Raw genomic sequence first — 23,131 nt, 5'->3', positions numbered from 1 at the left:
GGAAGTTGTTTAATCTCAGATCAAAGTCCGTCGAAATCAAACGTAGGGCCAAGATCTGCGGCGCTGCCTAATTTTCCTTTAGTCAATTTAGCAACGTTTCCGAACCTGTTTAAGGTTGGTTTGCGATAAGACTTTTTTGTCTGTGTAGAGTGCGAATTCACTGTTTTCATTTTGAATTAGTTATGTGATTAATACCAGTATCCGGCGTAAATTTAGTCAGATAATTTTAACTTCCAAACTTTAAAATCATTGAATTTGAAAAAAACAGGTTTAATATTTGTCGGGACGCTTAAAATATACTATAAACGTTTACCGAATTCTACAATAATTCTGCTCCTGTGCTTCCCGGATTCAATCTTGCCAGAGCCGATGCAATCGTCATTCTGGCACAATTCAAATGCGGTTTGATCATCGGAAATCAAACCCACTCCCAAGCCATAATGCTTGATGCCAATGTACCGGTTAATGATCGAGGTGTCCTTCCTCTCAACAACCACCATGGCTTTATCGAAAGATTGGCTTCCAACCGTGACCGGCTTGTTCAAATCTTCATAATGATAATTTTGCGCATCCAGATTGTTATAGCTGTTTCCGTTCCATTTCACTTTGGGATCAACCGGTAAGGCCAGTGAAAAGAATGTCTGGTTATCAATGTTGGTCAGCAGCTTGTCCGGATATTTTTGCACTGTAAATTCCTTTTCTTTCTGCCAATATTCCGTTGCAGTATTTCTTCTTGACCTGGAAATCGTGTAAGTAGGGATTCCTTTTTCATCGGTTGAAACCCTGTCGACCTCGTCTTTCTCCTGCCAGCTCTTTTTTACAGGATTTGCCTGTCCGGCTGAATAAACTTCTTCTTTCACGTCATAAACTAGAAACCGCCCGACTTCCAAAGGATAATAATTATTGGAATCGACAGGTTCGGTGCGATCACGCTTGCATGAAAGGATCAGACTTATCGCAAAGAGTGAAAAAAAGCCTGTTCTGATAATGTGTGTAAAATTTCTCATCGAATTAAGAAGGATATTGTAAAAGGTATATATAATGTAAAAATAACAAAAGCTTTCAGATTTTCCGCTCCGCCAATTTTCCTTTCAAAAATCCTTTCAGGACTTCCAGGCCCGTGTCGAAGCGGGTGTTGTTGTTGATGATCATATCGGCTTCGGAACGAAGTGGCAATATGAATTTGTCATAGGTTGGCGCCACATGATGTTCCCAGCGATAGAGCACGTCGTCAAGGTCATATCCGCGTTCATTATTATCACGAATAATTCTCCTTTTTATTTTAACATGCTCTTTGGCATCAACAAAAATCTTTAAATCGATCAACCTCGCGATTTCGGGGAAATAGAAAACGAAAATGCCTTCGACGATAATAATAGGCCTCGGTTCGAAGACCAGAATCTCCGGTTTGATCAGCGGATTGTTGAATGTATATTCTTTTTGATGCACTTCCCGGCCGGCCCGCAATACAGCAATGTGTTCCGCAAATAAATGGTGATCAATGGTTTCTGGAAGGTCGAAATTCTCCACGCCGTTCTCATCTCTTGGAATTTCATGAATGGGGCGGTAATAATTGTCCTGTGAAATCCGGGTAATTTCTTCTTTCTCAAACGAATCGATCAGACTTTTCATGAAGAATGTCTTGCCCGAAGCGCTTCCGCCGGTAATGCCTACAATATAGGGTGCAAATTCTGGGGTTGTCATAGTTAGGTTTATAGATTTACGGGTGCGTAAATCGCAGTTCTGTTCTAAGTAGTTTAATCAATAACCGCCAGCTTTCCGGCAAATTTTTCGTTGCCTTCGGCGGTCACCACAAGGACCATATAAATTCCTCCTTTGGCACGCTTACCCGTGTAATCATTCAAGTTCCAGGAGGCGGTTCCACCCTGTGATTTTGTTTCATAGATTAGTCGGCCTGAAAGTTCGGTGATCTTTACAACGGATTCACGCATTAAACCTGTTATGCCAATCGTCCCGCCATAGCCAGGATGGACCGGATTTGGAAAAATTTTAACATTCGAAAAATTCTCAGCTGAGGTTGTTGCATCGCTCCTGTATGACACCATCCCATTGGGTGTATCAACAAACAAAACGCCCCTTTCTGACTCAAATTCCAATGCAGTGATCGCATCTGAGGACAACGGACTATCTGCCGCAGTAAATTTTTGGACCAATTCGGTGCCATCAGCATTAAAAAGATACAAGCCATTTCGCGTCCCGATCCATTTCCGATTGCCAGGCTCAATGGCAAGGGCGGTGCATTTTTCGTTGGCGAAAAGCCTTCTCTGACCGTAAATTGGCAGAACTGCATCCACCCTGGCCGCATTCAGAATATCATCGGCGACAAAATAGCCAACGCCTTTATCGCTGGCGAACCAAATGTATCCATCCGCATCAATGGCCAGGCTGTTGATAATCGAGGAAGGCAAACTGCCATTTCCGAGGTTGGTTGAAAGAATGCGCTGCTGATTCTGCGCATTTTTAACCAAAATCCCTCCACCTAAATAGTCAGGAAGCCGCGTCCAGGTTACTCCGTTTAAATCCGTGATGACAGAGTCTTTTTTGTTAGCAATGGTGGTGTCAGCTTGTAATGGTGTAAAAGATCGGAATGCTTGACCTTCATGATGGAGCAAACCATTTTGTGCATCAGCAACCCAAAGTTGTTCACTATTTGTATAAACGGCTTCCTTCGGGGATTTAAACAAAGGGCTTGTGAATGTCTCTGCTTCGTTTTTTTTGTCAAATAAAATGACCCTGTCATCCAATGTGACCGTAAGCCCGCTTTCTGATGCAGATATAAAATAAGTTTGACTGCCCGATGATAAGACGGATTTCCAGTTTCCGTTTTCTTTTAAATACAATCCCTTACCTGCACAACCTATATAAAGCTGAGAAGCATTCGCCGCAACGGCCACAGCTTTTGCCGGTGTAACGATGGTTTTCCAATTGGCAAAATACTGGCGGTTAACAGCTGGCGACATGGAAGTTGCAAGCATTCCCTGTGACGTTACCGCAAAAAGCGAGTCCGAAGCAAAGGCAATGTCACTGACCGAAACCTGCGTTCCATTTGTTCCTATATAACGATAAGTTTCATCAACCTGCTGATTTTTAGTATCCAAAACAACAATGCCAAAACCGGTGCAGAGGTAAGCCAGATTTTTGTGGAAAATGATGCGCTTAATGTCTTTATTGTCAGGTAAGTCGGGGTTTTGGGAAAATACGGGCCAATTGATGATCTCTTCTTTTTGAGTGGATTGATCCAGATAAACGAGATCCACGTTGCCGTCCCTGTAAGCTAAAAGCAAAAGGTTTTGCTCGTGATCAAAAGCCATGCTGCTAATCCCAGTGCTGGTGAGCCCATCCGATTTTGACCAGGTTTTAATCTGTTTATCGGCAGTATTAATGCTGAAAAGACCATTGTGCGAGGCACAAAAAATGTGATCATTAACCTGAACAACGTGCTTTCCGGATAGATAACTGAAATGGGTTTCCCACTGGCCCAATGCCACATTTTGCCCCAAACTCATCCGAGATAGGGCGCCGCAAAGAAGCACAAACAAAACCAGCCGCTTCATGATCACTTGCTTTTACGGCGATAAGCTGCCTTTTGCATTTTAATTGGAAACCGTTACTAATGCCGAACCTTTGCCTGTACCGGTGCCGCAGCCGCTTTTTAGTGAGCTGATCGTGTATTCTGTGCTCGTTGCAGGTGAAACGGAAATGAGATAAGGGTTCAGGAATGTTCCGTTGATGGCGGTTCCGTCCGATAATGTGAAAGACCAGGGCGGCAAACCGTTCTTGAATTTCAGCTGAATGCGCGTCGTCCTTCCCGGAGTAATTGTGCCTTTGCCGGAAACTTCTCCCACGGCCTTGTCCGGTGCAATGACGTCCAATTCTTCAATGGCGCTTGATACGGCCGGAGATGAAGAAATGATCCTGATTTTTTGTGTTCGGATGGTGTCACCCTGTGCTGCATTACTGATTTTCACTTTCATTGCGGTAGGGGTAACCGTTGTTGGCAAGCTCACAAACCGGCCCGATTTATCGGTAATTTGCACGGAGAACTTGTTATTGGGATTATAACGGCCTTCTGTTTTGTAGGGTATTTCAATGGTCGAACCGGCGCAAACCATATTTTGCGGCAATTTTTCCAGTGTAATGCTGGCAGGAGGACTTTTAACCGAAACTTTTGCAGCACCTGAGAATTTCCCAACCCCGCACAAACCGCCCGCGGAAGTGATCTGATAATTGGTGTCAAAAACAGGCTTAACCTTAATTTTATAAGCTGATTCCTGAATGTTATTCTCGTAAGTTCCGTCAGAAAGCAGCACAAACCACGGCCCGCCACCGGTAAATTTCACAGTCAATTCGCCTGTTTCATTTTCTCCTAATCTCAAAGAATCCCTTTGTAATGTAGTAACTGTGGGCGAAACGATGGTGACATTAGTTGTTTGGCTCACCAGATAAGGAGCCGAAGAAACGACACGGAGTTTGTATTCGCCTGGTTTATAATTTGTTGGGATCTGCGTCGTAATGTAGCCGGTTGTATCCGGTGTGGAAATGGTTTTAAAAGCGCCAGTCCGTTCTGCAATCTGAACAACAAATTTATTCCCTTCCTTATATTTCCCCGTTGCATTGAACGGAACCTGGAATGGAATGCCGCTGCAAAGCTTTGCGATTTTCTCCACTTCCTTTAGTTCCAGTTTCGGTTCGGGATTGTTGTTAACATTTACGATCGCTTCCCCGGAAACCATTCCGCTGCCACAGGCATTAGCAACGCCCAATAATTTATAAGCCTTTACATCTTTCGGTCTTACCGTCAGGTAATGTGGGTTGGACAATGTCTGATAAACAACTGTGCTATCCGAAATTAAAAATGACCACGGCGCTGCGCCAGTAAAATTCACTTTTAAATTAACTTCCTGACCTGGCATAATGCGCACCGACTGCGTCCCATCAATGACTTCTAGCCTGGCGCTTGCATTTTGCAATAACCGGATAGGCACTTCCTGGCTCCTGACGACCGGTATGGAACTTACAATTTGTATCCGGTAAACCTCGCCACCTATTTTATAAGAAGGAATGACAGCCTTAACAGGACTTTTGCTGACAGGCAATGATATAGGAACCGATTTTCCGTTTGCCTCAATCAGGTGCGCAATGAATGTGTTGCCCTCGTCGTAAGGACCAACCGTTTTAAATGGAATATTAATGGTTGTTCCAGGGCACACGGACAAGTAAGAAATATCGTCAATAATGATTTTGAAGGATTTTACGCTGTCCGCGGCCGGTTCAGTTTTAGCGAGCCGTTCTTCCGCTTCTTTTTCGGTAAGCGTGTCCGAAGAAATTTCAATGTTGCTGCTGTCCGGGGTGATAATGGTGTCGCGCACTGCCGTTGTGTCGGTCGTAGGCACTGTCACGGGTGCCGCCTGCGTTGCCTGGGGAGCCACGGTGGTGTCTGCCTTGGGCGTTACAGCTGGCCGGGGAGCTGCCGGGGCCTTTTTCTTTGGAGCAAGAATTTGTCTTTTCGGTGAACCTGTTCTTCGCTGGGCGTTGGCTTGATTTGAAAAAATCATTAACCCACAAAAAATAATAAAGACGAATCTGAACATGTAAAATTGATTAGTATTTTAAACTTAATTCATTGCTACCAAAGTGCTTCCGCGCAAAACCGGCACGATATCATAAAGGTCTTTCTGTAAACAATAAGATATATCTTTCTGGATTCCCAAACGCTGCAACCTGCGCACGTGGGACGAATTGGAAACGCTCGCCAGCAAATTATCGCGGCTCTGATCATACAATCGCTGTGCCATTAATGTGCCATCTTCTAAAAGCATAAACTGATCTTTCAACGCGTCTGCAAGTGCACCTGCAAATAGCGTGTCTTCCAGGTTTGGCCTGCCTTTCCAGCCCGCGCAAAGCACCAGAATGTCATAAGGCTCTGAACGCAAATGATTCGCTAATGCACCTAAATTTAAGAAAGAGCCGATCATTACTTTAACCGCCGAGGCTTTCGCTTTGGAAATGGATAACGTTCCGTTGGTGGTAGTCATTGCAATTTGCGAACCGATCAGCCGCTCATTCATGTAACTGAAAGGCGAATTATCCAGATCAAAGCCTTCCACTTTACGCGCATCGCGCTCCGCTGCTGCGATGAAACCCTTGTCTTGTAAAAACTTACATTCTTCAATGCTGGCAACGGGTGTAATGCTCTTAACACCATAAGCGAGGCCGGTTACCATGCAGGAAGTAGCCCTGAAAATGTCTGCTACGACTACGATTGAATTATCCAGTTTGTGTAAATGAAGCAGGTCGGGTGTAAGGCAAACATCAAGTTGTTTCATAAAATGAAATCGATACTATGGATTGGATTTGGGGAGATAATTAGTTTTTTACAAAAGGAAGCTTAACAACTTTCGCTTTTAATAATCTGTCACGGACTTTGACGAAAATTTCCGTCTCAGGCTTAGCGAATGAGGTAGGGACGTAGCCCATGCCGATTCCTTTTTGCAATGTGGGCGATTGTGTGCCCGAAGTCACTTTTCCCAATTTAGCGCCAGCTGCATCGCACAATTCATAGTGTCCGCGTGGAATTCCTCTGTCGATCATTTCAAAGCCAACCAGTTTCTTCTCCAAGCCAGCTTCTTTCTGTGCTTTGAGTTCTTCTGCGTCAATAAAATCTTTGGTGAATTTGGTAACCCAGCCTAAGCCAGCTTCCAACGGCGAAGTGCTGTCATCAATATCGTTTCCGTACAGGCAGAAACCTTTTTCAAGCCGTAATGTGTCGCGGGCGCCTAGTCCGACTGGTTTGATTCCAAATTCCGCTCCGGCGGCAAATATGGCTTCCCACATTTTGACTGCGTCTGCGTTTTTAACATATATTTCAAATCCGCCTGCCCCTGTATAACCTGTTGCTGAAATTATCACATCCGAAATCCCAGCCATTTCGCTGATTTTGAATGTATAATAATCCATCGCATCAAGATCAACGGAAGTGAGCTTTTGTAATGTAGGCGTCGCATTAGGACCCTGAACAGCAAAAAGGCATAGGTCATCAGAAAGATTTTCCATCGCAACGCCTTCTGTATTGTGGCTTTGGATCCAGTTCCAGTCCTTATCTATATTGGAAGCGTTTACAACCAGGAAATATTCGTCCTCTTTTAATCGATACACCAATAAATCATCCACAACACCGCCTCTTCCGTTGGGCAGATAGCTGTACTGAACTTTTCCGTCAAACAAAGCCGAAGCATCATTTGAAGTTACTTTTTGAATCAGATCAAGCGCTTTGGGACCTTTAATGCTGAATTCCCCCATATGAGAGACGTCAAAAACGCCCACGTTATTTCTTACAGTGTGGTGTTCGTCCAGATCCGAGGAATAGCGTACAGGCATTTCAAAACCTGCAAACGGGACCATTTTGGCACCCAAATCAATATGGACCTGATGTAAAGGGACGGTTTTCATGAAAGGTAAATTGGTTCACAATAATTTACAAAAGTAGGCAAAGCCGATCAAAGCCACACAAAAAAGTCTTCTTTCGAATGCTGCTGTGTACTTTTTGAAGTATATTGTGAAAAAATGTGCTTAAATAATTAGCGGGGCGATCGCCCTGAAACCAGGACTATGAATAAAAAATTATTTCTTTTTGCCCTTACACTGATCGCAACAGAAACGGTTGCTCAGACGGCGACTTTTGTGGGGGAAGTTATTGATGATAAAATTAGTATAGGCTATGGCGTAACCTCTGGAGACGTGGATGGAGACGGGAAACCGGATATTTTGCTTGCAGATAAAAAGGAGATTGTTTGGTATAAAAATCCGGGAAAAAAGGCCGAAAAGTGGACGCGCAATGTAATTGCAAGAGATCTTACAGAGCAAGACAATGTGTGCATAGCAGCCCGTGATATCGATGGGGACGGGAAAGTCGAGGTGGCGGTCGGCGCACAGTGGAATCCGTCGGAAACAAAAAATTTAAAACAATCCGGTGCAGTCTATTATTTGTCTGCTCCAAATGACCGGACGCAGCTTTGGGAGCCGGTCCGCTTGCATCATGAAGTAACAATCCATAGAATGCAATGGGTGAAAAAGGCAGATGGGGATTTCCAGCTTGCCGTGCTTCCGTTGCATGGCGAAGGCAATACGGGAGGTGAAGGAGCTGGTGTTAAGCTGATTGTGTTTGATGTTCCGGAAAAAAAGACGGGCATCTGGGGTTACGACCTGGTGGAAACCGGCATGCATATGACACATAACATGCAATCCATGGAAGTGCCAGGCAGAATGCTTGGTCTTGCTATCGCAGGAAAAGAAGGCGTGCAGGTGTTTTTAGACGGTGCAGACGGATGGGCCCCGTCGGGAACATGGATGGTGCCGCAAACAGGAGTAGGAGAGATCAGAACAGGAAGTTTAGGTAAAAATCAATTGTTTACAGCCACCATCGAGCCTATGCACGGCACAAACCTGGTTGTTTACTCAAAAGATAACCGTACAGTTTTGACAGATAAAATAAAGGAAGGTCACGCATTGGTATGCGCCGATTTCTTCGGACAGGGCCGCGATCAGGTGGTAATGGGCTGGCGTAATCCTAATGTTACCGGGGAAACCGGCGTCCGAATTTACGTAGGCTCCGATCCGGAAGGCAAAAAGTGGCAGGAATATGCGCTGGATGATAAAATCAAGATCGCCTGCGAAGATATAGCAGCAGCGGATTTGGACGGGGACGGCGACCTGGACATTGTGGCGTCAGGCCGGGCGACGCACAATGTGGTTGTGTATTGGAATCAAAAGAAGAAGTAGAAATAAAAAGGGCTGAGAAACAATGTTTCTCAGCCCTTTTTATTTCTTGTCAGCCTGAGCGGAGTCGAAGGCACGTTACTTGTCAAGGCGTCATGCACGTGCCTTCGACTCCGCTCAGGCTGACAGGGACAAGCCTACAAGGTCTTAATCTCTCCGTCCCATCAACAAGCTTACATAATAAAGCAATGTTGCAAGAGAACCGATGGCTGCAACCAGATAAGTCCTGGCGGCCCATTTAAGCGCATCGGCAGACATAATGTATTCTCTTTCGTTCACAATCCTGTTTTTCTGAATCCATGCCAGCGCTCTGTTGCTTGCATCATATTCAACTGGCAATGTAATGAAACTGAACAATGTTGTTGCTGCAAACAAAGCGACACCAACCATCAGGGGAATCGGTGTTGTGTTTAGTAATACAATTCCACCCAAGATAATCCACTGCATATAACTAGATGCAATGCTTAAAAAAGGCACCATTTGCGATCTGAACTGTAACCATTTATACGCAGTTGCATGCTGCACCGCATGCCCGCATTCGTGGGAAGCAACAGCTGCTGCCGACACGCTTCGTCCATGATATACATCCGGGCTCAGGTTAACTGTTTTATCCTGAGGATTATAATGGTCGGTAAGGCGTCCCTCAACGGATAACACTCTTACGTCATAAATTCCACTTTCACGAAGCATGGTTTCAGCGATTTCTTTTCCGCTCATGCCATTGCTCAGTCCAACTTGTGAATATTCTTCAAACTTCCTTTTGAGACGCCATTGCACATAAAGGCTAATGAGCATCACCAAAATACCAATCACATATGCACCAGCCATAGTTTACGTTATTTATATCCTTGTTTTATTTTCTCAATCAGCGCGGTAGTCGAGTAACCCTGTACGAGAGCGATCGTTTTTACCTCACCTCCTTTACCTAAAACAAAATCCGCGCAGCAGCTATAGTTTCAACGGTATAATCGTCTCCTTTGACCAAAATGTCAGGTTTTACCGCTTCAATCAACTGACTAGGCGTCGGTTCGTCGAACAAAATGACAGCATCAATGAAGGATAATGCGGCCATCAATCTTGCTCTTGCATATTCATTTACAACCGGACGAAGCGGTCCTTTAAGCCTGCTTACCGAAGCATCTGTGTTCAGACCTAGAACCAATCGGTCGCCTAATGCACGCGCCTTTTCCAAATAATCAATGTGACCCAAATGCACAATATCGAAGCAGCCATTTGTGAAAACCACTTTTTGTCCGGCGCGCTGCCAGTCTTCAACGGTTGGAATGGCTTCTTCTAGTCTTAAAATCTTGCTTTCGGTAAGGTTCATGCGATAAATCGGTGTTAGGATTTCATTACTATTAATACGGTATCATACGGTGATTTGATATGACCGGACTACACAACGGCAATTAATTTTCAATAGGAACCTGACTGTTTTCAGCAACCGATTTTTTGTTTTGGACCAAAACGTATAGGAATGCCAGTGCGCCGATGATCAGCATAAAAATCATTTGAGCGCCATGAATGAATGTGGCCAATGTAATGCCGTCGTTTTGAGATAATCCGTACAAGATCATCACATTACCAACCAGCAAATGATATGCACCAATGCCGCCCTGTGTTGGTGCCGTCATGCCGATCGCTCCAACAACCAGTAATGTAAGCCCTGCCAGGGGTCCAAGATCGGACGTCTCGGGGATGCAGAAAAACAGGACGTAGGAAACGAAATAATAGAAGACCCAGATCGCAATGGTGCTGAGAATAAACAAACCCGGACTCCTGAGTTTACGAATGCTTAAAAAACCATCCAGCATTCCCTTACCGAAGCCTACTACTTTTTGTACCAATGCATTTTGCTGGATTTTATCCCTCAGTGCTACATTCTTAAAAATAATAATTGCACCTATAACGACGACAAGCATTAAAGCGATGAGTATACCAAGCAACATCCCGCTGCCCGAACCACCGCCTGCCCCCCCGGAAACCTTGCTTTGAAAAAAATCAGTAAAAAAAGTGCTGAGCCGGTCGAATTCAAGAATGAAGTTCAGTCCGATCATTACCAATAATATCAGGACATCGAATATACGTTCCGCTACGACCGTTCCAAAACTCAGATTTACAGGAATGCGTTCGAGCCGGTATAATGTTCCGCAACGCGTTACTTCGCCCATTCTTGGCACAATATAATTGGCAAAATAACCGGTTAAGACAGAAATTGAGCTGTTAAAAAGTCCGGGTTTGTGGCCCAGCGGCTCCATCAGCATACCCCAGCGCCAGGCTCTTGTAATGTGCGCAGCAAGTAATAAAACGCAGGATAACGCAATCCACCGCCAATCGGATTTGACAAACCTGTCGAGCATTTCTGCGAAGTTAATGTCCTTAAAGACAAACCAGATCAGGCCGCCTGCAAGCGCAAGCGAAATGGTGTAACGTAAAGCGCTTTTCATAGCTGATTATAAATTTTGCGAACCTGTCAAGATAAGAAGTTAGACCACAAGATGATTATTATGATCCGGAAAAACGATCATTGGCTTGAATGTTTTGGCCTCTTCCTGGCTCATGGAGCCATATGCAATGATAATGATAATGTCACCGATCTGAACCCTTCTCGCCGCTGCACCATTCAAGCAAATCATCCCGGAACCTCTTTCACCTTTGATCACGTAAGTCACAAAGCGTTCTCCGTTGTTATTATTAACAATGTGAACCTGTTCATTTTCAACCAGTCCGGCGGCATCGATCAAGTCTTCGTCGATAGTGATGCTGCCTACGTAATTCAACTCTGCCTGAGTCACCTTAACCCGGTGAATCTTCGATTTCATGAGTGTTATTTGCATTACCAGGTAACGTAAGTCGGAAATTTATGAATGTCCTTATTCACCCCAAAGTTAAGGGAATAATATACAGCCTTCAAAACATCCCCGTTATGGTTACGGTTCCCGGTCACAAATGATGCGGTTGTAAGTAATTATCATGACAAGTATGCTTTAAACAATATTATCCACTTTATCTTTTTACGATCAAATCAGATGAGTTCAGAAAATAAACCGAAGGATGTGAAGCGCCGGGAGTTTTTGCAAAAAACGACGGCGGCTGCGATTGGAAGTTTCTTTATCGTCCCGCGCCATGTGCTGGGCAAAGGCTTCGTAGCACCGAGCGATAAATTGAACATTGCGGGAGTAGGCGTTGGTGGAAAAGGGTTTTCCGATACAAATAATGCCTGGAATAAGGGTGCGGAAAACCTTGTTGCGCTTTGCGACGTGGATTGGGGGCAGGCGAAAAAGAATTTCGAGCTGCATCCTGATGCTAAGAAATACAAGGATTTCAGAAAAATGTTTGACGAAATGGAAAAGGACATCGATGCCGTAACCGTTTCGACAACAGATCATATGCACGCCATTATAGCAATGGCAGCCATGCAGCGCGGCAAGCACGTGTATGTACAAAAGCCATTGACGCATGACATTTACGAGGCACGAATGCTTACAGAGGCAGCGCGTAAATACAAAGTGGTTACGCAGATGGGAAACCAGGGCGCTTCTAACCCTGCGCAAACCCAGATGAAAGAATGGTTTACAAAAGGCTTGATCGGCAATGTGCATGAGGCGCACGTTTGGACAAACCGTCCGGTTTGGCCGCAAGGAATTCCGGTTCCAACGGAAAAATTCCCTGTTCCTGCTGACATCGATTGGGAACTTTGGGTAGGATCTGCCGAATGGGTTGACTATAACCCGGCATGGCACCCGTTCAAATGGAGAGGCTGGTGGAATTTCGGAACCGGCGCATTAGGCGATATGGGCTGCCACCTGATCGACCCCGCTTTCCGCACATTAGGATTGGGTTATCCAACCGAATTGGAGTGCAGCGTAGGGCAAGTTTTTATTAAAGACTGGACACCCGAATACATTCCTGAAGGATGCCCCCCATCATCACGTGTACAATTGAAATTCCCTGCTAACAAGGTTAACAAGTCCGAGGTAACATTAACCTGGCACGATGGCGGTCTACGTCCTTTCCATCCGGAAATTATTCCTGCAAATGATCCGCTAGGAGAGCCAGACAGCAGCAATGGTGTTTTGTTAATCGGTCAAAAGGGAGTTATGACTTGCGGAACTTACGGAATTAACCCAAAAGTTTACCTGAACGACGGCACGAAGCTCGAATACAAGCAAGGAGATTTTGGCAATAAATACACTCCAATGCCAGAATTCGGCCACCACGTTTCCTGGACAGACGCTTGCAAAGCAGGTTTCAACAGCAAAGAACACAAAGCATTAACCTCATCATTCGACTACGCAGGACCTTTGACCGAAACCGTAATCATGGGTAACCTCGGAATCCGTAGTTACAACCTCCGCACTGCAAAAGCAGATGGCAAAGGATTTGATTATCCAGGTCGTAAGAAACTGCTTTGGGATGGTAATAATATGAAAATTACCAATTTTGATGAAGCGAATCAGTTTGTGAAGAGGAAGTATAGAGGAGATTGGAAGTTGTCGTAGGAATGAACGTTTAGACTTTCCAAGTCTCCAAGACTTGGAAAGTCTGTTCACTCAAAAAACAACATTATCGATTAACCTAACTGGTCCTAAAAAAGCAGCCACACAAATAGCATTTGTCCCAGCCGATCCAATTTCCGATATAGGCTGCAAAGTCTTGACATCTACCACTTCAAAATAATCGAGTGTAAATTCCGGAATAGTGCTGAATGCATGGGTTGCAGCTGCAATGACCTCTTTAACATTTATTCCGGCTACCAAATCCTTTTTTGCATCTTCAAGGATCCTGTAAATATGCGGAGCAATGTTGCGCTCTGCATCATTAAGCCTGCGGTTGCGGGATGACATGGCCAAACCATCGGTTTCTCTAATGGTCGGGCAAACGATGAGTTCGAGATTAAATGCCAGATCTGCGACCAGTCTTTGGATAATTGAAACTTGCTGTAAATCCTTTTGACCGAAATATGCGCGGTGCGGGCTGACAATGTGGAAGAGCTTTGAAACTACAATGCCGACACCATTGAAATGCCCTGGTCTTGAAGCGCCCTCCATCACGCTTTCCAGCGTACCAAAATTGATAACCAAGGAAGATTTTTCGGGATACATTTCTTCCACGGACGGCGCAAAAACCGCTGTACATCCTGCCTTTTCGAGCATGGCGCAATCTTCGGCCAAAGTTCGTGGATATTTTAAAAGGTCTTCCGGGTTATTAAACTGAGTTGGATTAACGAAAATGCTGCTGACCGTTACATCATTCTGTTTAATGGATGCATCAACAAGTGAAATGTGGCCTTCATGCAACGCGCCCATGGTGGGTATGAGGCCGACGGTTTTTTGTTGTAAAAGCTGTTGATCGAGGAAACTGCGCAGGCCTTTGATTGAAGTAAATACTTCCATTGAAAAAGTGAAATCAGAGGGAGTAATCAAACCGTAACTGTTGCTTTTTAATATTGGGTCCGGCAACTGAGAGGCGATGAAAAAAATTTGGAATGGGAATTCCCAAACTGGGCGCAATATGACATTTAGTTTGGAATATTTTTTGATTTTGCCATTTTTTTTGTATAATTTTGCAAAACTTTTTTTCACAAACTGCTAATAACATCTATGGAGAAACTACGAATTTTGTATGTAGCCAGTGAAATCAACCCTTTCCTCCAAACCACTGATGTTGCCGATTACGTTAGAAGACTTCCCCAGGCAATGCAGGAACGCGGTGCAGAAATTAGAATTCTTGTTCCCCGTTTTGGTCTTATCAATGAACGCAAAAACAGGCTTCATGAAGTAGTTCGATTGTCAGGAATAAATATTACCGTAGGAGATGAAGAGAAGCCATTGATCATTAAAGTTGCTTCCATCCCTAATGCAAAGCTGCAAGTATATTTTATTGATAATGATGATTATTTTCATCGTAAATCCGTATTCTTCGATAAGGAGAACAACTTTTACGATGACAATGATGAGCGTGCAATTTTTTTCTGCAAAGGTGTGCTGGAAACAGTAAAAAAATTGGGTTGGGCACCTGACGTAGTGCATTGCAACGACTGGATGACTGCCTTGATTCCTATGTACTTGAAAACCACTTATCGCAATGATCCTATGTTTAAGGATACGAAAAGTGTATTTACAGTTCATAATAATGCTTTTGACTACAAATTCGACGCTGATTTGCATAACAAAGCAAAAGCAATGGATGTAAGCGATGAAGCTTTGGCTCATTTGCGCTCTGCTGATTTTGAAGGATTTGTAAAGATCGGCTGTGCATATGCGGACGCAGTTTTGAAGGCGGACGATCATTGCAGCGAAAGTCTGAACCAGATTTTCAACAACGCGCCTAAGCGGGTTGAGCTTGATGAGCAGGACGAGAAGTTCTCAGAATCATATTACAATTTGTATACTGATCTAATGAGCTGATCACAGATAGATTCATTGAATAAGAGATGGCGACCTGTATGGGTCGCCATTTTTTTTGCCTTATCAACATTTTCAACGAAATTCATTTAAACGGTGTGTTCGAGCACTTCGACGAAATTGTACAATTTTGAGTAATTAATTAAAGTTTAGCTTGTTAGGCAGGGCTGATTGCTATTTATTTGCAGGAATTGATCAACATACACTCAATCTAATTTAACAAAATATGTGTGGAATTGTAGCTTACGTAGGAAACAGAGAGGCATATCCTTTAATTTTAAAAGGTCTGAAAAGACTGGAATATCGTGGTTACGACAGTTCCGGAATCGCGTTGCTGGAAAATGAGAAATTGGATATTTATAAGAAGAAGGGAAAGGTTTCTGACCTTGAAAGCGAGCTTGCTACGAAACACCTCACTGCTACAATAGGCATCGGGCACACGCGCTGGGCAACCCACGGCGAACCCAATGATGTGAATGCACACCCACATTATTCCAATAACCGCAGACTTTCCATTATCCACAATGGCATCATTGAAAACTATGCGTCCATTAAACAAAACTTGGTCTCAAAAGGCCACAAGTTTCTGAGTGACACAGATACCGAAGTGTTGATTCATTTTATTGAAGATATTCAGCAAGAAACGGGCGGTTCCCTTGAATCTGCGGTCAAACTTGCGCTGAAAGAGGTTGTGGGCGCTTATGCGATTGTGGTGATGTCCGTAGATAATCCGGGCCAGCTCATTGCAGCAAGAAAAGGAAGCCCGCTTGTGATCGGCATTGGCGAAGGCGAATTTTTCTTCGCTTCCGACGCTACACCCATTATTGAATACACAAAAGACGTTGTTTATCTGGATGATTATGAGGTTGCTGTGATCAGCGAGGGCCGGTTAAGTATTCAAAATCTGGATAATACGGAAACGATCCCTTACATTCAGAAACTGGAAATGGAGCTTGAAACCATCGAAAAGGGTGGTTACGACCATTTTATGATCAAAGAAATTTTCGAGCAACCCCGTTCCATCGCCGACAGCATGCGCGGAAGGTTGCGCGCGGATGATGGACATTTACAACTCGGCGGATTGAGCAATTATCTCGATAAACTGGCCGAATCTGATCGGATCGTGATCGTAGGCTGCGGAACTTCCTGGCATGCCGGGCTTGTGGCGGAATATATTTTTGAAGAACTTGCCCGGGTTAATGTTGAGGTGGAATACGCTTCCGAATTCCGTTATCGTAATCCGGTTATTAATGAAAAGGACGTTGTGATCGCCATTTCGCAATCTGGCGAAACGGCTGATACACTGGCCGCTATCGAACTTGCCAAGTCCAAAGGAGCCACCATATTCGGCGTTTGTAATGTTGTGGGTTCGTCTATCGCCCGTGCAACACATGCAGGCGCTTATACGCACGCTGGTCCTGAGATCGGGGTTGCGAGTACGAAGGCGTTTACCGCACAAGTGACGGTCCTTACGCTGATCGCTATTGCGACTGCAAAACGTAAGGGCACCATTTCGGAAGAAACTTATCGCCAACTGCTCATTGAACTCGAAACCATTCCTGCAAAGGTGGAAAAAGTGTTCGAAAACGCAGATAAGATCAAGGAAATAGCATTTATTTTCACCTATGCACGCAACTTTATTTATCTCGGAAGAGGACTAAATTTCCCTGTCGCACTGGAAGGGGCTCTTAAATTGAAGGAGATTTCGTACATCCACGCGGAAGGTTACCCCGCAGCAGAAATGAAGCACGGGCCCATTGCGCTGATTGATGAGGATATGCCGGTGGTTTTTTTGGCAACCAAAGATGGTTCTTACGAAAAGATCGTTTCCAACATTCAGGAAGTAAAAGCGAGAAAGGGGAGGGTTATTGGCATTGTTACTGAGGGTGATACGCTTATTCCCGGCATGATTGATTTTGTGATCGAGGTTCCCAAGGTCCATGAATTGCTGACGCCACTTGTTTCTGTGATTCCTTTGCAACTGTTGTCTTACTACATTGCTGTTATGCGCGGACGAAATGTAGATCAGCCGCGGAATCTCGCGAAATCCGTAACGGTTGAATAGTTTTTCAGATAGTTAAGCTAAAAAGCGAAATTGCCCGAAGGCAGTTTCGCTTTTATTTTTGTGCCAACCCCGGCAAGAAATAATGTAATGCAGTTTTCGTTAAGTTTGCGCGACCGGTTTTTAAAAGAGATCATTTCAATGTTGAAAAAAATACTGCTTTTCTCTCTCATTTGGATTGTATTGGCGTCATGTAGTAAAAAAGAGGAGCGTTATGTGCCCAAGCCAAAAGGGTTTAACCGCTTGGATCTGCCGCCACACGCTTATCAGAAACTGACGCAACCGCATCCATACACTTTTGAGATTTCCAAATTCGCGGAGGCCTTACCCGACACTTTTCGTACAGCTGGTAAGGATTGGATTTTTATCAATTATCCTCAGTTTAAAGCCAATATTCAAATTACCTACAAGGAAATTGGCAATAATCCAGCGCTGCTAAAATCTTATATCGACGACTCTTATAAGCTCGCCAGCAAACACCAGATCCGCGCTTCTGCCATTCAGGAACAGCGGGTTATGAGTAAAACAGGTAAAACAGCAATTCTTTTCAAGATTGAAGGTGACGTGCCAAGTCCATACCAATTTTATACCACTGACAGTACAAAACACTTTATGCGAGGCGCCATTTACTTCCCGACGGCCACAAAAAATGATTCGCTGGCACCTGTCATCGATTATCTGCAAAAGGACATGATCCAGCTTTTGAACACATTGGACTGGAGATAAATAGCCTAAAGACTTTGCTGCGGAATGCGCAAGGCTGTATCTTTGAAGTTCTGACCTCAACTTCCAAACACTATGGGTAAAAAGCAACCAAAGAACCAGCTACTTCTCGATTTTTCGGTACGTGGTAACAGGATTGTCCTACATCTTGGTCAGGTAGAAAGTCAGCGTCTGGCTGATGAGCTTTTTGAAGGATTGGTGAATGGAGATTGGATGATTGAGCCTGCCGGCGCTGTTGCCGACATTTCCTATGCACAGGACATTGTTCACCAGATTGGTCACAAATTGCCTTATCCTGAGGGTATCAAAATTGCACAGCTTCATCATGTTGACCCAAAGTTCAAAGGCTTTTCAGCCATTTATCGTCAGAAGGGATGGGTGTTCGTTAATGCTGCTTCGGAAATAAATGAGCGTAATTACCATATTCACTTGCTAACGGTTTCCCTAGGGTTACAAACGCTATATTCCAGCACAACATCACTCGCCGCGCGTTCGGAGCAACTAATATTTGAAGCATTGCTTCCTTTTGAAGAAGTAGAAAGCTTTTTTAGAAATGATATCTCAAAAATTCCGGCATTTTTGGCTTCTGATATCGCCAATTTTTTCAAGGTGCCATTTCCTATGGTGCTGAAAAGGGCACTGGCTTTGAAAATTATCAGCGATGATCAATACCGGACGTTCATGACGGTTGTTCCTGTTGCTTCTTCAAAACCGCGTGAGCTTTTTGTGTCACAAGATGGCAACATTGATGACCTGGAAGCACAGCTCTTCTCCCAGGGAATGGAGGACTAGTCTCAATTTTTCACACTCAGATTGCTCAGGTCGGGTAGGGGACTTACCGACGTCCAGCCACCATCGACCACAAGGCTTTGCCCGGTAATGTGCCCGGAATGCGGGGACAGGAGGAATAATGCGGCATTTGCAATGTCCTCACAAATAGCAGGACGCCCCATCGGCGTAATTGCAGACCACATCTTGGGATAAGTCGGATCTTCGGCCAATGTTCTCTCAGTGAGCGTTGCCCCTGGTGCCACGGTATTAATGGTGATGCCGTGCGGAGACAATTCCAATACAAGGTTTTTCGCCAACATTTCCAGCCCAGCTTTTGTCATGGCATAGGCGGCCAGAAACTGGTGCGCCTGATGCCCTACTACGGACGACATCAGCAATATTCTGCCGCCCGTTTTTTGTGCGCGCATTTGACGCGCTGCTGCTTGTGTCAATAAAAAGGAACCCATTAGATTTACTTCCAGGACCTTTCTCAGATTCTCTTCGGGATAGGTGAAAAAGTCTCCGAAAAGCGTAATGCCTGCATTTGCAACCACAATGGACAGCTTACCAAAACATTTAACAGCCTCCTCGGTCATTCCTTCAATCACTTCAATTTTTGAAGCATCGCCTGCAAACGCAACGCATTCTCCTTCCAGATCGCGAATTTTCCGGGCGGCCTCTTTGGCAAGGTCTTCATCAAAGTCATTCAGGATCACGCAAGCTCCCTGAGACGCAAGTTGTTTCGCTATCTCAAAACCGATTCCCTGTCCGGCACCGGTTACAATCGCTACCTGATTATCAAATAATTGGCTGTTCATTACAATTTTATCATTTGGGAAGGCTCTCGAAACAGCCTTTACTTTAATGCGAATCTCTTGTTACTTTGTCGCCTGATCCTCCTTTTAGAAAATCGAGATCTGCGCCTTCATGGGCTTGCATTACATGGTTGATATGTAAGTTCACATAACCCCTGTTATAACCCAGATCCAGCGGTTTCCATGATTTGCTGCGCTCTTCCAGCTCTTCATCAGATACTTCAAGGTGAAGTTTCCGGTTTTCTACGTCGAGCACAATGTAATCGCCGTCTCTCACCAACGCGAGCGTTCCGCCCACGGCTGCTTCCGGGGAAATGTGCAAAACAACTGTTCCAAATCCCGTTCCGCTCATGCGGCCATCCGAAATCCGCACCATATCTATCACGCCCTGAGCCAGTAATTTTTTTGGCAGCGACATATTTCCTACTTCAGGCATCCCCGGATAACCTTTCGGCCCTACGTTTTTAAGGACCAAAACACTATTTTCATCCACATCCAGGTCCGGATCATCCAAGCGCGCTTTGTAATCGTCAATGTCTTCAAAGACAATTGCTCGTCCACGGTGCTGCATTAATTCCGGTTTCAATGATGCGGAAGGTTTGATAACCGCTCCGTTGATGCAAAGGTTACCACGTACAACAGCCAGCCCGGTGAGGTCTTTAACCGGCTCTGCCAGCGTCCCAATCACTTCCGGATCGAAGCATTCGGCTGTGCTGCAATTTTCTGCCATTGTTTTACCATTTGCCGTAATCACATTGGGGTGCAATAGAGACAGCATTTCCTTGATCACGACAGGCAATCCGCCGGCATAATAGAAATCCTCCATAAAATAGCCTCCGGAAGGCTGCAAATTGAGCAGCAGGGGCACTTTGGCACAAAGGTCGTTGAAATGATCCAATGAAAGATCCACGCCGATTCTTCCTGCAATGGCCAGCAGGTGAATCACGAAATTTGTGGAGCCGCCAATCGCCGCATTCAGCATAATAGCGTTTTCAAAAGCCTCTTTTGTTAGTATTTGAGAAAGGCGAAGATCATCGTGCACCATCTGCACAATCCTGCGCCCTGAAAGTTGTGCGAGCACTTTTCTGCGCGAATCCGCAGCGGGAATAGCAGCATTTTCAGGCAATGTCAAGCCCAGCGACTCGACCATACAGGCCATTGTGGAAGCAGTTCCCATTACGGCGCAGTGTCCGTTGCTCCGGCACATGCAAGCTTCGGCTGTAGCAAACTCGTCCTGTGAGAGGTCACCTTTCCGGTGCAGTTCGCTGAAACGCCAGATGTCGCTTGTGCCGATGCTTTTGCCTCTGTAACGCCCAGTCAACATAGGTCCGCCGGAGACTACAATCGTAGGAATGTCCACGCTGGCTGCGCCCATGACAAGCGATGGCGTGGTTTTGTCACAACCACACAGCAGCACAACGCCGTCAACCGGGTTTGCGCGGATCGATTCTTCCACATCCATACTTGCCAGATTGCGGAAAAGCATAGCTGTGGGCTTCATTAATGTTTCGCCCAGGGACATTACCGGAAATTCAAGCGGGAAGCCGCCGGCTTCCCAAACGCCGCGCTTAACCGATTCTGCGAGTTCCCGGAAATGCCCGTTACACGGCGTTAACTCAGAAAATGTATTACAGATACCGATCACCGGCCGTCCTTCAAATTCATCCGCAGGGTAGCCCTGATTTTTCATCCAGGCCCTGTATATAAATCCATCCTTACCAGACTTTCCGAACCATCCGCGGCTGCGCAATTTATTTTCTTCCATTATTTCGCCATTGTTTACATTCAAATATGTAAAGGCTGCTACCAGTAAAATATAATTCAAGTAACCCTTTAAAATAAATATTGTATCTTCGTTTTACACGTGCCCGAGGACTTCCATGATTTTGTTAAGAGGTTATAAATTGTTGCTACACTTGCTTTTATCATTAGTTGCATTGCCTTCCCTCGCTCAATTTCAGGCTGATAATTTTATTGAAAAACTACTGAAAAAGCATCCCGAACGGTTTGCCGAAGTGCTCAAAGACCCGGATAAATACCAGATCCAGATTCTGTATACCAAGATTGACAGAAACCGTAAGAATGAGCCGCAGTTTACCACACATCGCTACCATGTGAACAGTGCGCAGTATTTTTACCCTGCAAGCACCGTTAAGCTCCCTGCCGTTGCACTGGCATTCGAAAAATTGAACAAGCTGGGCATTGACAAGAATACGCCTATGTTTACCGGCTCGGACCGGCCGGAGCAAATATCTGTTAACAAAGATTCCACTGCCGAAAATGGACTCCCATCGGTTGCGCATTACGCCAAAAAAATTCTGTTGGTAAGCGATAATGACGCATTTAACAGGTTATACGAATTTATTGGACAGGAAGAATTTAATGATTCGTTACGGAAAAAAGGTTTCACCAATGTGCGGATCACGCATCGCCTGGAATCGCCGATCGGGCCGGAAAACAACCGTTACACGAACCCTGTCCGGTTTGAGAAAGATGGGAAAGTAATTCTGGAACAACCTGCTAAATATGCGGCAAAGGAATTAAAATCTCCTGAGCCTATCTTAAAAGGCAAAGGCTTCATGAAGGACAACGAGCTGGTCAATGAGCCCTTTGATTTTTCGAGCAAAAACTACTTCGCACTGGAAGATCAGCACCGACTGCTGAAAACGCTGTTTTTTCCTGATCAGGTGCCTGCCAGCCAGCGTTTTGACCTCACAGCGGAGGATTACCGGTTTATGTATCAGTATATGTCCCAATTTCCTGTCGAAACCAGCTTTCCGGAACATTATACCGACGATTACTACGATGGATATGCCAAGTTTTTGCTATTTGGCGCTACTAAAACGCGGTTACCCAGGCACATTCGCCTTTTCAATAAAGTCGGTGACGCGTACGGCTTCCTTCTGGACAACGCTTATATCGCCGATTTTGAAAAGGGAATTGAGTTTATGCTAACTGCGGTGATTTACTGCAATGAGGACGAAGTCTTCAACGACAATAAATACGATTACGAAAAAATAGGTTTTCCGTTTATGGCCGATTTGGGCAAGACCATTTTTGAATATGAGCTCAATCGTAAAAGGCCGAACAGACCGGATTTAAGCCGTTTTGAAGTAGAATACGACAAATGAAAGTTAAGAAACCTTCCACTTCATCTTAGGAGCGATCTGGCAGATGTAGAGATTTAGTAAATGACCAATGATCAGCAACGCAGACCCAATGTAACCGAGCCAGATAAAAGCCGGATGAGCCGCTTCAAAAATCAGGGAAACTGAGAACAGCGCCAATGATCCCCATAAAATCGCCCTTACAGCAACTGATTTATGGTTTTTGGTTGCAAAATAAACGGCAACCCCGTTGATCAGAATAAACAGATAATCAAGTGAAATCAGCCCTGCATGGTCGTGATGCGCGGTCATTGTCGTGCCAAATGCCAGGGCCGGCATCAACAGGCAATGCACAATGCATAACACCGAACCCAGGATTCCGATATAATCTGCTTTGCTATGTGAGTGTTCTGCTTTCATTCTATTACAATAATGTTGCAAAAATAAGCC

General features: G+C 44.8%; 21 protein-coding genes and 1 pseudogene. 7 read left to right on the top strand and 15 right to left on the bottom strand.

The features are described from left to right. Positions 1-20 precede the first annotated feature (20 nt). The 7 genes from MUK70_RS31195 to gcvT all read right to left on the bottom strand — a co-directional run bounded on the left by MUK70_RS31195 (position 21) and on the right by gcvT (position 7,470). On the bottom strand, positions 21-170 hold the full coding sequence (locus tag MUK70_RS31195; RefSeq protein ID WP_234611514.1) for a lasso RiPP family leader peptide-containing protein: 150 nt from the start codon (positions 168-170) through the stop codon (positions 21-23). 129 nt (positions 171-299) lie between these two features. Next, a complete protein-coding gene (locus MUK70_RS19440) occupies positions 300-1,007 on the bottom strand; it encodes a hypothetical protein (RefSeq protein WP_234654681.1) in 708 nt (235 codons plus the stop codon). Between the two features lie 55 nt (positions 1,008-1,062). Then, complete coding sequence (locus MUK70_RS19435; RefSeq protein ID WP_234607667.1) at positions 1,063-1,704, bottom strand: uridine kinase family protein; 642 nt, start codon at positions 1,702-1,704, stop codon at positions 1,063-1,065. A 53-nt stretch (positions 1,705-1,757) separates the two neighbouring features. Further along, a complete protein-coding gene (locus MUK70_RS19430) occupies positions 1,758-3,575 on the bottom strand; it encodes a PorZ beta-propeller-like domain-containing protein (protein WP_234654679.1) in 1,818 nt (605 codons plus the stop codon). Between the two features lie 39 nt (positions 3,576-3,614). Then, on the bottom strand, positions 3,615-5,576 hold the full coding sequence (locus MUK70_RS19425) for a hypothetical protein (RefSeq protein WP_234654677.1): 1,962 nt from the start codon (positions 5,574-5,576) through the stop codon (positions 3,615-3,617). Positions 5,577-5,636: 60 nt separating this feature from the next. Next, a complete protein-coding gene (locus MUK70_RS19420; protein WP_234607664.1) occupies positions 5,637-6,347 on the bottom strand; it encodes a 2-phosphosulfolactate phosphatase in 711 nt (236 codons plus the stop codon). A gap of 40 nt (positions 6,348-6,387) precedes the next feature. After that, on the bottom strand, positions 6,388-7,470 hold the full coding sequence (gene gcvT / locus MUK70_RS19415) for a glycine cleavage system aminomethyltransferase GcvT (RefSeq protein WP_234654675.1): 1,083 nt from the start codon (positions 7,468-7,470) through the stop codon (positions 6,388-6,390). Positions 7,471-7,629: 159 nt separating this feature from the next. Between gcvT and MUK70_RS19410 the strand changes: the two genes are divergently transcribed. Beyond that, a complete protein-coding gene (locus MUK70_RS19410) occupies positions 7,630-8,799 on the top strand; it encodes an FG-GAP repeat domain-containing protein (RefSeq protein ID WP_234654674.1) in 1,170 nt (389 codons plus the stop codon). A 144-nt stretch (positions 8,800-8,943) separates the two neighbouring features. On the opposite strand, the gene MUK70_RS19405 is transcribed toward MUK70_RS19410, so the two are convergent. The 4 genes and pseudogenes from MUK70_RS19405 to panD form a co-directional block, all read right to left on the bottom strand. Then, complete coding sequence (locus tag MUK70_RS19405) at positions 8,944-9,624, bottom strand: zinc metallopeptidase (RefSeq protein WP_234607661.1); 681 nt, start codon at positions 9,622-9,624, stop codon at positions 8,944-8,946. 8 nt (positions 9,625-9,632) lie between these two features. After that, positions 9,633-10,123: pseudogene (rfaE2, locus tag MUK70_RS19400) on the bottom strand (D-glycero-beta-D-manno-heptose 1-phosphate adenylyltransferase). 82 nt (positions 10,124-10,205) lie between these two features. Further along, on the bottom strand, positions 10,206-11,243 hold the full coding sequence (locus tag MUK70_RS19395) for a lysylphosphatidylglycerol synthase transmembrane domain-containing protein (RefSeq protein ID WP_234607659.1): 1,038 nt from the start codon (positions 11,241-11,243) through the stop codon (positions 10,206-10,208). A gap of 39 nt (positions 11,244-11,282) precedes the next feature. Then, positions 11,283-11,633: an aspartate 1-decarboxylase gene (gene panD, locus MUK70_RS19390; protein WP_233847671.1), complete on the bottom strand. Its 351-nt coding sequence runs from the start codon at positions 11,631-11,633 to the stop codon at positions 11,283-11,285. Positions 11,634-11,825: 192 nt separating this feature from the next. On the opposite strand from panD, the gene MUK70_RS19385 reads away from it, so the two are divergent. Next, a complete protein-coding gene (locus MUK70_RS19385) occupies positions 11,826-13,298 on the top strand; it encodes a Gfo/Idh/MocA family protein (protein WP_234607658.1) in 1,473 nt (490 codons plus the stop codon). A 51-nt stretch (positions 13,299-13,349) separates the two neighbouring features. On the opposite strand, the gene panC is transcribed toward MUK70_RS19385, so the two are convergent. Further along, the gene (gene panC / locus MUK70_RS19380; RefSeq protein ID WP_234654670.1) at positions 13,350-14,192 is read right to left on the bottom strand and encodes a pantoate--beta-alanine ligase; all 843 of its coding nucleotides are present in this window, start codon (positions 14,190-14,192) and stop codon (positions 13,350-13,352) included. A 207-nt stretch (positions 14,193-14,399) separates the two neighbouring features. Between panC and MUK70_RS19375 the strand changes: the two genes are divergently transcribed. The 4 genes from MUK70_RS19375 (at position 14,400) to MUK70_RS19360 (ending at position 18,780) form a co-directional block, all read left to right on the top strand. Next, positions 14,400-15,206: a glycogen/starch synthase gene (locus MUK70_RS19375; protein ID WP_234607656.1), complete on the top strand. Its 807-nt coding sequence runs from the start codon at positions 14,400-14,402 to the stop codon at positions 15,204-15,206. Positions 15,207-15,429: 223 nt separating this feature from the next. Then, positions 15,430-17,268, top strand: a complete 1,839-nt coding sequence (gene glmS, locus MUK70_RS19370; RefSeq protein WP_234607655.1) for a glutamine--fructose-6-phosphate transaminase (isomerizing) — start codon at positions 15,430-15,432, stop codon at positions 17,266-17,268. Positions 17,269-17,406: 138 nt separating this feature from the next. Next, positions 17,407-17,991 (top strand): gliding motility lipoprotein GldD, encoded by a 585-nt coding sequence (gene gldD, locus MUK70_RS19365; protein ID WP_234654669.1) that lies wholly within the window; start codon positions 17,407-17,409, stop codon positions 17,989-17,991. A gap of 72 nt (positions 17,992-18,063) precedes the next feature. Continuing rightward, entirely contained in the window at positions 18,064-18,780 is a 717-nt protein-coding gene (locus MUK70_RS19360; protein WP_234607653.1) for a hypothetical protein, read from the top strand. 2 nt (positions 18,781-18,782) lie between these two features. On the opposite strand, the gene MUK70_RS19355 is transcribed toward MUK70_RS19360, so the two are convergent. Beyond that, entirely contained in the window at positions 18,783-19,577 is a 795-nt protein-coding gene (locus MUK70_RS19355) for an SDR family NAD(P)-dependent oxidoreductase (protein ID WP_234607652.1), read from the bottom strand. Positions 19,578-19,620: 43 nt separating this feature from the next. Next, complete coding sequence (locus MUK70_RS19350; RefSeq protein ID WP_234654667.1) at positions 19,621-21,339, bottom strand: IlvD/Edd family dehydratase; 1,719 nt, start codon at positions 21,337-21,339, stop codon at positions 19,621-19,623. Between the two features lie 151 nt (positions 21,340-21,490). Between MUK70_RS19350 and MUK70_RS19345 the strand changes: the two genes are divergently transcribed. Further along, the gene (locus MUK70_RS19345) at positions 21,491-22,705 is read left to right on the top strand and encodes a serine hydrolase (RefSeq protein WP_234654665.1); all 1,215 of its coding nucleotides are present in this window, start codon (positions 21,491-21,493) and stop codon (positions 22,703-22,705) included. A gap of 3 nt (positions 22,706-22,708) precedes the next feature. Here MUK70_RS19345 and MUK70_RS19340 read toward each other — a convergent pair whose 3' ends face one another. Next, entirely contained in the window at positions 22,709-23,101 is a 393-nt protein-coding gene (locus tag MUK70_RS19340) for a MerC domain-containing protein (RefSeq protein WP_234654663.1), read from the bottom strand. Positions 23,102-23,131 lie beyond the last annotated feature (30 nt).

The organism is Dyadobacter chenwenxiniae, from assembly GCF_022869785.1.
GTDB classification, from domain to species: Bacteria; Bacteroidota; Bacteroidia; order Cytophagales; family Spirosomataceae; genus Dyadobacter; species Dyadobacter chenwenxiniae.
This window is presented reverse-complemented; position numbering and strand designations above follow the sequence as displayed.